10 protein-coding genes are annotated in these 10,960 nt (G+C 62.5%); 4 read left to right on the plus strand and 6 right to left on the minus strand.

Features of this window, described 5'->3' with window-relative positions:
* Positions 1 to 195: 195 nt before the first annotated feature.
* The 5 genes from HUU94_RS12080 to HUU94_RS12100 form a co-directional block, all read right to left on the minus strand.
* Positions 196 to 1,416 (minus strand): MFS transporter, encoded by a 1,221-nt coding sequence (locus tag HUU94_RS12080; protein WP_174275318.1) that lies wholly within the window; start codon positions 1,414 to 1,416, stop codon positions 196 to 198.
* A 67-nt stretch (positions 1,417 to 1,483) separates the two neighbouring features.
* Positions 1,484 to 2,257 carry a class I SAM-dependent methyltransferase gene (locus HUU94_RS12085; RefSeq protein ID WP_174275319.1) on the minus strand — a complete coding sequence of 258 codons (774 nt, stop codon included), beginning with the start codon at positions 2,255 to 2,257 and terminating at the stop codon, positions 1,484 to 1,486.
* Positions 2,258 to 2,307: 50 nt separating this feature from the next.
* Positions 2,308 to 2,700, minus strand: a complete 393-nt coding sequence (locus tag HUU94_RS12090; RefSeq protein WP_174275320.1) for a DUF6152 family protein — start codon at positions 2,698 to 2,700, stop codon at positions 2,308 to 2,310.
* Positions 2,701 to 2,730: 30 nt separating this feature from the next.
* Complete coding sequence (locus HUU94_RS12095) at positions 2,731 to 3,435, minus strand: hypothetical protein (protein ID WP_174275321.1); 705 nt, start codon at positions 3,433 to 3,435, stop codon at positions 2,731 to 2,733.
* 183 nt (positions 3,436 to 3,618) lie between these two features.
* A complete protein-coding gene (locus HUU94_RS12100) occupies positions 3,619 to 4,149 on the minus strand; it encodes a hypothetical protein (protein WP_174275322.1) in 531 nt (176 codons plus the stop codon).
* A 205-nt stretch (positions 4,150 to 4,354) separates the two neighbouring features.
* Between HUU94_RS12100 and HUU94_RS12105 the strand changes: the two genes are divergently transcribed.
* Positions 4,355 to 5,155, plus strand: coding sequence for an alpha/beta fold hydrolase (locus HUU94_RS12105; protein WP_174275323.1), 801 nt, complete (start codon positions 4,355 to 4,357; stop codon positions 5,153 to 5,155).
* On the plus strand, positions 5,149 to 5,895 hold the full coding sequence (locus HUU94_RS12110; RefSeq protein ID WP_174275324.1) for an HpcH/HpaI aldolase family protein: 747 nt from the start codon (positions 5,149 to 5,151) through the stop codon (positions 5,893 to 5,895). Before HUU94_RS12105 ends, HUU94_RS12110 begins: the two co-directional genes overlap by 7 nt.
* Before the next feature lie 20 nt (positions 5,896 to 5,915).
* Here the strand turns inward: HUU94_RS12110 and HUU94_RS12115 are convergent, their stop codons facing one another.
* A complete protein-coding gene (locus HUU94_RS12115) occupies positions 5,916 to 6,839 on the minus strand; it encodes a cupin domain-containing protein (RefSeq protein ID WP_174275325.1) in 924 nt (307 codons plus the stop codon).
* A 101-nt stretch (positions 6,840 to 6,940) separates the two neighbouring features.
* On the opposite strand from HUU94_RS12115, the gene HUU94_RS12120 reads away from it, so the two are divergent.
* Both HUU94_RS12120 and HUU94_RS12125 read left to right on the plus strand, forming a co-directional pair.
* Positions 6,941 to 7,987: a LacI family DNA-binding transcriptional regulator gene (locus HUU94_RS12120; RefSeq protein WP_174275326.1), complete on the plus strand. Its 1,047-nt coding sequence runs from the start codon at positions 6,941 to 6,943 to the stop codon at positions 7,985 to 7,987.
* Between the two features lie 151 nt (positions 7,988 to 8,138).
* A complete protein-coding gene (locus HUU94_RS12125) occupies positions 8,139 to 10,871 on the plus strand; it encodes a TonB-dependent receptor (RefSeq protein ID WP_174275327.1) in 2,733 nt (910 codons plus the stop codon).
* Positions 10,872 to 10,960 lie beyond the last annotated feature (89 nt).

Below are 10,960 nucleotides of genomic sequence, written 5' to 3' on the forward strand. Positions count from 1 at the left end.
CGGGGTGGAGCAGCCCGGTAGCTCGTCAGGCTCATAACCTGAAGGTCACAGGTTCAAATCCTGTCCCCGCAACCAACCAATCCCATAAAATCAACGACATGAGGCCGGCGCAAGCCGGCCATTATAACCCACGACCTCCGGCAAACCCGGGGCGGTTCAAGCATCTTCAGCGCGCTCTTCTCGGAAGAGCCAATTTCATGGCGCCTTCCGTATGAGCGTTTCGGGTAGCGACAGCCAAACCTTCCCTGCAATCAGGAAGCAGGCGGCCGATAGCGCCATCGCCCACGTCAGCCCAAACCTAGCCGCGACCGCGCCAGTTATCAGCGGAGCGGTCATCGAGATCAGCCGGCCCCAGTTGAAGATCGACATCGCGGTCGATCGCAGGTGCACCGGAAACAGCTCTGCCATCCACGGCCCCCATGCAACCGAGCAGGCGATCATGAATCCCCAGATAAAGCCGGCCAGGCGCAGCATATCGGGGCTGCGCACTGCGCCGAGATAGAGGATTACGACCAGCGTCCCGCCGAAGAAGCCGTAAGCGGCGGCGCGGCGCCCGAACCGGTCCGCTACCCATCCCCAGAAGAAGCTGCCGAGCGTCGCGCCGGCGAATTGCCAGGCGACGATGCTCCCGACCTCCGCCACCGAAAAGCCGCGCACATCCCTGAGATAGGTCGTCACCCAACCGGCGAAGGCCTGATAGGCGAAGAAATTGAGCCCGATGACGAGGAACAGCCGCACGGTAATCCCGATCAGACCAGGGGCGAACAGATCGGCGATCGGCAAATTCCTTAACGCGCCCGTCTGTGCACCGTCCGCGCCCCACACCGCAATGCGCCGGTCATCGGGTACGATTGCGAGCAGCGGCGAAAGCAGCAGCGGCGGGACAGCACCTGCCAACAGCAGGAAGCGCCAATCGGCGGGCAGCCAGGTTGCCGAGAGCGACGCGCCGAGCGCCACGATCGCGAAATTGTGGCAGCCGTTGCTCACGCTCGTCAGCTTGCCGCGGAGATGTGGCGGAAACAGCCCGAGATAGCTGCCGACGATGATCGGAAAATTGCCGCCTAAGAAGAACCCGAGAGCGGCCCGCTGCACCATCAGCGCAGGATAGGAAGCCACCAACAGGCCGGCCGCCGCGAGCCCGCCATAGCCGATCACCACGACATAGATCATGCGCGTGCGCCCGAAGCGATCGGCAAGCTGCCCCAGCACGATCGCGCCGGTCATCGCGCCTAGGCCCTGCGCTGTATAGGCCGATCCGGCCTGAGTGAGGGTGAGGCCCAGCGCATCGCGGATCTGCGGCCGTAGGATATCGACCGTATTCCAGCACCAGCCGTAGAAGAATTCGAAGATCATCAGCGTGGCGAATGCCGCGGTGCGACGGGTCGGCGAAAGATCCTCGGCGCGTACCCGTGGCACCCTGCCCAAACGGGCTGCGGGCCCCGAATCGCTCAATGCGGCGTGCAGGCGGACAGCGTGCGGCCCATCAAGGCTTGCGGAACTTCAGCATGAAGCGATCGGTATGGCCCGCGACCGAAGGATCGGAAACGGTCGCCGTGCGCGGGTCGGCCGGATTACGCAACGCCTCGGATGAGCCAACGAAGCGGAAGCCGGCCGCCTCGACCTCGCTGCGCGCCGTCGACATTTCTATCCGGTGGGTTTTCGGTGCATCGCTGGCGCCGAGCCCAGGCCGGGCATCATGGTCGATCACGACATAGGTGCCGCCGGGTCGCAGCACTTCAAACACGCTGCGGTTGACTGCGGTGGCAGCTGTACTGGCCTGGCTGCCGACATGCAGGTCATGATAATTCTGCTGCGAGATGACGACGTCGACCGGCTCTGGCGCCGTGGGCGTTGCATTGTCGTTTGGTACAAGCACGACGGTCGGTCCTTCGACCGATTTCGCTTTGTCTATGTCCAGGATCGACCCGTCCGCACGCTTGAAGAGCGCGACGTAGACTTTGCCGCGCGGCCCGACGATTTTCGACAGAAGCCGCGTGTAATAGGTTCCGCCGGGGAAGCGTTCGATGACCTTGTCACCCGCCTTTACGCCATAGAAGCGTAGCACCTCTTGCGGCTTGCGATCCCCGTCCAGCGCGCGCTCGGCCGCCGGACGCGCCGGATCGGCGATCGCCGCATCCACTGCCGATACTGCGCTGAGCGCCGGCGTGCCGATCAAAGCGCAGGCCAGCCCTGCAAGTCCAAGCACGTGTATATGAAAGGCGGCGCGGGATACGAAAGCTGTCATCAAAAGCTCCATGAAGTAGCGCCCCAGCCGGTTATGGTCGCAGCGGCGCGGGGCCAAGCCGGTTATTCCGGCTTGACGCCCACGGTCTTGCCATTTGCCAGCACGGCCGAGACGAAGGCCCCGCCGGTCGTGCCGTTGCGCAGCGGATTGATGGTGAGCGTGACGGGGTCGCCGGGCTTGAACGTCTGCGGCCCCACGCCCTGCTGATCCATCTGCAGCGTCGATTGCAGTTCGATCGACCAGACCTGCGTTCGCCCGGATTTCGTTTCTACCGCGACATCGAGATAACCGTGCGGGTTGACGCGCTGATAGGTCTGCACGCGGCCTTTGAGCACGCGCGTCTCCGCCTTGTTGAACATCGCGAACGAATGGTGAGCCAGCGCGGGCATGGCGAGGATTCCGATGGTCGCGAGGCCAGTGATCGTTCCGCTAATCCGCTGCTTGAATTTAGCCATTGTAGCTCCCCGATAAGTCGCCCGTGTCGATCAGTCTTCCGCCCGTTCCAGCGGCTTGCCCTCGGCGCTGTGCATGGTCAGTTCGCCACCTTCTTCCAGGATGTACCGATTGCCGTCGCTGCAAATGTCTTCGACTAGCACCCGTTTGGGATCGCGCAGGATCTTGAAGTCGACGCTCCAAGGCTTGGTAAAATCCGGGTTTGTCATTGTGAAGTGGACCGCCATGACGTTCGGCCCTTCAGGCTTGTAGCGTTCGACGATGCGCGATCCCTCGGCCTTGGGAATGTGCGGTTCGATCTGGGTGTTCTTGCCGCGAATGTTGCTTGTCTCCACGACTAGCGTCCGCCCTTCCCAATGACCCAGCGAGTGGCCGTAATAGCTGGGCGGGGTCTTGGCCGGATCGGGCGCGGGACGACCGTCCATGTAGATGCGGCGGTAGTTCAAGTCGGCATAGAGGAAATCGATCTCGGCTGGTGTCGACACCACCGTAAAATAGCCGATGCTGAAGCGATAGGGCAGGCCGGCGGGATGGCATTCGGCGTAAGGGCCAAAAATCTGGCGCCCCTTGCGCATTTCCGAACGGATATTCTTGTAGACCTTCATCGGCTCGGGCTTGAGCGGCACGGGATTCGGGGGGACGAAATCAGGATTGGTATATTCCTCGACCGTCTTGAACCCCGACATCCACGAGCCCATGCGGAAGCGATCGGGCACCCATGTGCCGCCGCTCCACATCTTGGCGATCTTGGCCTGCGTTGGCGCCGCAGCATCGGCCGCGCGTAGCGCAAGGCCGGCGCCGATTATTAGAATCGAAATTCGAACCGCTCGTTGCATACGCAGTCAAACAAGCATATCTGTGGCTTCGGATCAAGTGCTAGCTTGCCACTCAGCACCGTTTTCCGTGGCATTCGCCAACCGTCAATGCCCAGCGGTTTTGGCCGGCGCAACATCACCCCGCTGCTCGGGGGTCATGAATTCGATGTGACACGCCTCGCACGCCGCATCCAGCCGGCTCCCGACGGACAGCATCGCCGCCTTGTCGTGATGCTCGGCAGCCTGCGCGGCTTCCCGGGCAAGCGCGATAATCATGTCGGCATGGCCGATCCAATCGGCCTGGGGCGAGCGTACCCGCGCGGGCAACTTAAGCACATTGCCGATCTCGACGAGCTCTAACCCGCCGCCTTCCACCGCTTCCCAGCCTTCGGGTGTCGTCGGCGTACGATCGTGGAGCCCCGTCGCGTCATACACCGTGCCCGAACCTGCCCAGAATCGCGCGGCAGCCGGCTGGACGACATGCCCCATGAACTCCTTAAAGGGGGTGTTGACGTCGTAGGATGACGCATCCGGGGCTGACGTGGGCTGGGCGCAGCTTGCGAGAACCAGCAAAGCCAAAACCGCCACGCTATGCCGGATCGTCGTCGCGGCACCATGATCGAGCGCAGAAGCCATGGGTCATCCATCCGCGTGGCAACCACGCCACGAGTCAGGCTTGCACGAACTGACCACGGATGCAAGAACGTCTCGCACCCCGAGATAGGCCTTTCATCGAGCGGGTTAGCGGTTTTGAAGGCAGCTTTCGAGCATATCTGCCGATCAGCTCGCCGTTATTTAGACTAAACATTTGCAGCCGCAGTCATCGGCGTTACAGAGCGGTGTGCCGTCGCCTTCGCCTTCCCCTTTACCCACTTTCGTTCTGCTACCGGGCAGCCTGTGCGACGGCCGCATCTGGCAAGGTGCAGGCGACATGATCCGGCGAGTCTGCGGTGTCCGTGTCGTCGAGGCCGATCTCACGCGCGACGGTATCATTGCCGGAATGGCGGCGCGCGCTTTGTCCGCCGCAACCGGTCTGCTGGTGCCGATTGGCTTTTCCATGGGGGGCAATGTCGCGCTGGAGATGGCGCGCCAGGCACCCGAGCGGATCACGGCGATCGCGCTGATCGACGTCAACCCTGCCGCCGATCTGCCGGCGCGCGCGGCTATCCGCCTTGATGATCAGGCCCAGGTCCGTAACGGCCAGCTTTCAGACGTTTTGGAACGGGTGATCCATGGCTGTTTCGCACATGACACGCCCCCCGCCGCGCATCTGAGAAGTCTGGTGCGGGAGATGGCGGACGGATTGGGTCCCGATGTCTTCCTTCGGCAAAGCGAGGCGCTGCGGTTGCGCGCTGATTGCCGGGCGGTCGTCGCAAGTTTCGATGGCCAGATGCTGTTGGTGTGCGGCGCGGATGATCAACTGTGCTCGCCGGTGATCCACAGGGCGATGGCGCAGGATGCCCGCAACGCAACGCTTAGGGTGATCGAGGGGGCCGGGCACATGCTGCCGCTCGAACAACCGGAACGCCTCGGCGCCGCGCTATGTGCCTGGATCGACGAGGCTGTTTTACGGCCGGCCGGGAAAGCGGGTGGAGGCAGACCCGCCGGTAACGGGTTCGAAGGGGGCAGGATCGCATGTTGAAGCAAAGGCTGGCGGCGCGCGAACCGCTCCTCGGGACGTTCCTCAAGACACCGCATCCGCATGTGGTGGAGGTGCTGGCGACAGCGGGGCTGGATCTGCTGTGCCTCGATGCCGAACATGCGCCGCTCGATCGCACCACGCTCGATTTGTGCGTGATGGCGGCGCGGGCCGGGAATCTCGCGACGCTCGTCCGTCCGGCCAGCGGATCGCCCGAAAGCGTCCTCGCGGCGCTGGATGCCGGCGCCACCGGGATCATTGCCCCGCATATCCGCTCCGCTGCCGATGCGCGCGCGCTGGTCGCCTCGGCCCATTATGGCCCCGGCGGCCGTGGCTATGCCGCCTCCACCCGCGCCGCCGGCTATGGCCTTGCCACGATGGAGGAACATCTGGCGCGGAGTGCCGCCGAAACCGTCGTCGTCGCGCAGATCGAGGATGCCGACGCACTGGAGTCGGTCGAGGAGATCGCGGCGGTGGAGGGGCTGGACGCTCTCTTCATCGGCCGCGCCGATCTCACCGTCTCCCTCGGCTGCTCGTCGCAGGACGATCCCCGGATCATTGCCGCTGTCGAGCGAATCGTCGATATCTGTGTTGCGCGGGGTCTACCGGTGGGGATGTTCCTTGGCCGCCCCGGCGATACATCCGCCTGGCGCGATCGCGGCGCCAGCCTCTTCCTGCTCGGGTCGGATCATAGCTTCATGCGTGCCGGCGCGGCGCAGATGCGCGCGATCACAGGGCTATAAGCGGCTTCAGCGCGCCATGTTCAAGCGCGTGACGCGGCGAACAACGTCGCCGAGGCAGCCGTGAGCCGATAGGCGGGGCCAGCGGGCACGCTCAGCGTATCACCGGGGCGGAGCGTCAGCTCATCGTCCCCTCGCGCCACGGTTACCAGGCCTTCATGAACGAACAGCACTTCGGGCGTGCCGGGCCGATCGAGGCGATCGAGATTGCTCGTGAGACGGAGCCGCACCAGCCGAACCTCGTCCGCGTGAAGCAGGGCGGCGGGTCCGATTACGGGTAATTCTCCTGCCGATCGATCCACAGCGCCGCGAAACACCATCGCTTCGGCCTCGGACGGCGCGATACGGCGCAGCCGGGCGATATCGCAGGATGTCGTCCGGGGCATCGGCGGAATTCCGGCCGGGGCGATCTCGCCGGCGATCGTATCGACCAATTGACCTGTTTTCAGCAGGATAAGCCCGTGATGCGTGGCCAGATCGAACACTTGGGGCGCCCACAGGACGCGCCCTGGATCGTCGCCACCGAGCAAGCTCCACAGGAAGCCGGAATCGCCGCCGACGTTCGTGAAGCCACGAAAAGCATGCATCGGCAGTGAAATGACGTCGCCCGGCGCCACGAACACCTGCGCGTCACCCCCATTCTCGCCGAAATCGAATCGCCAGTTTCCGCTGTGCACGACGAATATCTCGGCAGTCTCGTGGCTGTGCTGCGAGTTCATGCAGCCTGGGGTCTGGCGGGCGCCGCCGATGTTGAAGCCGTGCGGCTCGGCCATATGAACATGCTGGGAGGGATTTTCGGACACGCCGGGGCCGATGATGCAGAAGTTCTCTTTCTGGTCCGAACCGGGCGTGCGGCTGTCGACGAAGGCGTTCAGGCAGGGCCGGAGCGCCGCATAGCGGATCAATCGCTCATGTAGCCCCGGCGCGACGTCGGTCATTATGTCCATGGCACCCCTCCAGCCCGGCCCGTGCTGAATCCTGCATCCGCAGTCAATGCCGTTGTAGACAGGCTGCTTGCGTCCATGTCGCCGTCAACTAGAATGCCAGGATGTCCACGCTAGAAAAGCCTGCACCGCGCGCAGACCTTCCTGCTGCGCGCTTTCGGGCGACGTCCTATGATGTCGCCAAGCGGGCGGGCGTTTCGCAATCGGCGGTTTCGCGCTGCTTTCGCCAGGGCGCGAGTATCGCCCCGGCTACCAAGATCAAGATCATGGAAGCGGCGCGGGAGCTCGGCTACCGCCCCAATGCGATCGCATCGGGGCTGATTACCAAGCGATCGAACATGGTCGCCGTGCTGATCTCGACCCAGGCGCGGCTTTATTATCCCGAGGTGCTGGCGCAACTGACGCAGACGCTCTCCGCGCAGGACATGCGCGTGCTGCTGTTCGACCTCAAAACCGAGGGCGATGTCGAGGCGGCATTGCAGCAGGTCTGGCGTTACTGGGTCGATGGCGCGATCGTCGCCGCGCATCTGACCGCCGCGCAAATTCGCGCGTTCGACGATCATCATGTTCCGATAGTGCTATACAACCGCTCGGGCGAGGGTGAGGTGGTATCGAGTGTGTTCTGCGATTCCGTCGCGGGTGAGCGCGTGCTGCTCGATGCCTTACTTTCTGCCGGCCACCGGCATTTCGGCATCATCACGGGGCCGAACGACAGCTATACCGGGCGCCAACGGGTCGAGACGGCAAAGTTGCTCATCAACGAAGCCGGGTTCGGGCCGCCGTTGGTTGCCGAGGGCACCTTCGATTATGGTTCGGGCACGCGCGGGCTGCACCAGCTGATGGAGGCGTCCGGGGGCAAGCTGGATGCGGTCGTATGCGCGAATGATCTGATGGCGATCGGCGCCATAGATGCCGCGCGGCTAGAAATGGGACTGAAGGTGCCCGACGATCTCTCGATCGTCGGCTTCGACGGGGCAGGGGCCGCATCCTGGATCGGCTACCAGGTGACGACCATCCAGCAGCCGGTAGAGCGGATGTGCCGCGCGGCTGTCGCGATGCTGATGGAACGGATTGAGGCGCCCGAAACCGCGTCTGAGGTCCGCACCTTTCCCGGCAAGTTCATCCCCGGCACGTCGGCCCGCATCGCCTGACGGTGCCGCCCGCTGCGGCCAGCCACCCATTGCACTCACGTAACATTTGTCCGGCTCGTGTCTTTTTTGTGAAAAAATCACGATGACTGCGATTGCAAGAACAGGCACCCTGCGTTACGCCATAGCAAGCTTTCCAAGAGGGGAAATTGGGATGACTGCGATAGACAATAAGACGCGCGCGGGACGGTGCTTTCTGTTGGCCTCGGTGGCAGCGATCGGATTGATCGGCGGCACGGCGGCAGGCGCCCAATCACAGGGCGTCCCTGCCAGCGACGAAGCCGCAAGCGGCGTGATCGATCAGATCGTGGTTACGGCGCAGCGCCGCTCGGAATCGCTGCAATCGGTTCCGCTCTCGGTGACGGCGCTAAGCGGCGATGTTCTGCGTGATAAGGACGTGGTCAACATTGATCGCCTGCAGCAGATCGCCCCGGGCCTGCGCATCGGCCGCTCGGGCTCCGATCCCCGCCCGGCACTGCGTGGCACCTTCACCGCCGCGATCCAGGGCAATAACGATCCGCGCATCGGCTTCTATATCGATGAAATCTATCAGTCGCGTACCTCGCAACTCAGCGTCCCGTTTGTCGATCTGGAGCAGATCGAAGTTCAGAAGGGGCCGCAGGGCACCTTGTTCGGGCGCAATTCCTTCGGCGGCAACATCGCGATCACGACCGCCAAGCCGCGTGGAAATTTCGAAGCCGGATTGGATGCGACATACGGCAATTATGACCGCAAGCTGATCCAGGGTTTCATCAACATTCCTGTCTCGAAAGATCTGGCCGTCCGATTCGCCGGCGCGTTCGAGGATCGCGACGGCTATATCAAAAATATCTTCAATCCGAAGGCCGAGGCGGACGACCGCCATCTATTCTATATACGCAGCAGCCTGCGCTTTGCGCCGCAGGCGCTCGACGGCAATCTCGAAATCCTGCTGCATGGCAGCTATTGGAAAGAGGACGATCACGGCAACGGCGCGTTCGGATCGAAAGCGATCGGTGCGCTCTACAGTCCCCAATATCAGATTGCGCCCGGCGGCACGCTGAACCTGCCCAATGCTTCCCCGGTCACGCTGCCCGGCGGTTATGTGGGGTTAGACTATCAGTCGTCGACGCTCATTCCCTATTCGGTATTTTACCGTGACGGCATTCCCGACATCAACGGGGCCGACGTCGGCATTCCCATCCCCGGCAAATATACGCTGCGTACCGATTACGAGAGCGTGCAGAAGCTGAAATCCAAGCAATTCTCGGCCAATATCAATTACGATATCGCCGATGTCGTGCGGCTGCGCTCGATCACCAGCTACACCGATTTCAGCGCCTTCCGCACGCGCGATGCGGACGGTACGTCGGCCAACAAAGGCATCGGCTACTTCCTGACCGAGGACAAAGCCTTCACCCAGGAATTTCAGATCCAGTCGCATAAGGCCGATAGCCCGCTGCAATATACGGCTGGCCTATTCTATATGAAGGACAAGGTGCCCGACGCCTATTTCGGCCTCGAGAACCGCGCTTACAGCACCGCGAATGCGATCGCTACGGGTGGCTACCCGATCTATTTCAACAATTACACCTATTCGTCGCTGGTCAACTATGGCGCGCCGCTGGCGGGCAATGTCAACAGTGCGCTGGTGACGGCGGCACGCAGCGACAGCGTCAACCCGCTGACCTATCTGGAGACGGTGTCGAAGGCCGCCTACGCGCAGGCTTCCTATACCTTCGCCCGAAAACTGACGATCACCGGCGGCTTGCGCTACACGGAGGATCACCGGACGTTCTTCTCTGCGCTCCAGCTCGCCGCCGCCACGGGCGGAACCTTCGCTTTCTCCCCTGGATATGGGGTCACGCCGTCGCTCGACTTCAACCGGACATGCGATGGCTTTACGGCCGCCGATCCCTCATCTACCGCAACCAACAAGGCAACGGCGCTGACGACCCGGTGCGGTGACACGAAGTTCAAGTTCTGGACGTATCGTCTCGCCGCCGATTACAAGTTTGACGACCAACATATGGTCTATGCAAGCTACAATACCGGCCGTCACGCCGGCGGCTTCAGCTATTCGCCACGTCCTGGCGCGAACACGTTGAACCCGGTCGACACCGAGAATGTCACGGCTTACGAAATCGGGTCCAAGAACCAGTTTTTCGATCGCCGGCTGCAGTTCAACGTCGCGACATTCTATAACAAGTACAAGAATTTGCAGATCTCGGTCAGCTATCCGAACCCGCTCCTGGCCGGCAGCGTGAGTACCTATTCGCAGAACGGCCAATCGAACGACACGTACGGCGCTGAGTTTGAGATGATAGCGAAGCCCGTGCGTGAATTGACGCTCAATCTCGCGGTCAATTATCTCCATGCGCGGGACAATCCCGTGGTGGTGAGCGGGGCGTCGAGCAACAGCTTGTGCACGATCGGTACCTCGGCTTCTTGCCCGAACATACAGATCGGCCTCACCGGTGGCATCTTGCCGAACGTCGTGAGCAATCCCGAGCTTTTCGTCGCAGTGCCGGGCACAACCACCTTCAATACCGTAGGCTATAACAAGAAGGTCAAGGTTCAGAACCAGCCCGATTGGACCGTCCAAGGCGGTGCCGCCTACACGATCGACCTCGTCAACGCCGGCAAGCTGACCGGAGAGGTGCAGAGCTATTTCAACGCGGGCTTCCTGCTCTCGACGAGCACGCCGAACTTCATGCAGAAGTCATATACCAAGACTGACCTGCGCCTGACCTACGCCCCCGCTGGCGGCCGTTTCACGGTCCAGGCGTTTGTCGAGAATATCGAGAACGTGGCGGTCGTTAACCGCGTGACAGTCAGCAACTACACCTATGACGGCAATTATGAGGCGCCGCGCACCTATGGCCTGCGGGTCGGCTTCCGTTACTGACGTCGGCTTAGGGTCGGATGACTTCAGCCTTACCCGCTCATGCTGAGGTGAGACCGAGTAGCTCCGCAGGAGCGTATCGAGGGCTCGTA

Source organism: Sphingomonas bacterium, from assembly GCF_903644055.1.
GTDB lineage: Bacteria > Pseudomonadota > Alphaproteobacteria > Sphingomonadales > Sphingomonadaceae > Sphingomonas_I.

What these genes read in the sequence shown, in the direction of transcription:
- HUU94_RS12115 (WP_174275325.1), bottom strand. Translation starts at nt 6,839, where the DNA reads ATGGACATAATGACCGACGTCGCGCCGGGGCTACATGAGCGATTGATC.
- HUU94_RS12110 (WP_174275324.1), top strand. Translation starts at nt 5,149, where the DNA reads ATGTTGAAGCAAAGGCTGGCGGCGCGCGAACCGCTCCTCGGGACGTTC.
- HUU94_RS12085 (WP_174275319.1), bottom strand. Translation starts at nt 2,257, where the DNA reads ATGGAGCTTTTGATGACAGCTTTCGTATCCCGCGCCGCCTTTCATATA.
- HUU94_RS12125 (WP_174275327.1), top strand. Translation starts at nt 8,139, where the DNA reads ATGACTGCGATAGACAATAAGACGCGCGCGGGACGGTGCTTTCTGTTG.
- HUU94_RS12120 (WP_174275326.1), top strand. Translation starts at nt 6,941, where the DNA reads ATGTCCACGCTAGAAAAGCCTGCACCGCGCGCAGACCTTCCTGCTGCG.
- HUU94_RS12095 (WP_174275321.1), bottom strand. Translation starts at nt 3,435, where the DNA reads ATGTGGAGCGGCGGCACATGGGTGCCCGATCGCTTCCGCATGGGCTCG.
- HUU94_RS12090 (WP_174275320.1), bottom strand. Translation starts at nt 2,700, where the DNA reads ATGGCTAAATTCAAGCAGCGGATTAGCGGAACGATCACTGGCCTCGCG.
- HUU94_RS12100 (WP_174275322.1), bottom strand. Translation starts at nt 4,149, where the DNA reads ATGGCTTCTGCGCTCGATCATGGTGCCGCGACGACGATCCGGCATAGC.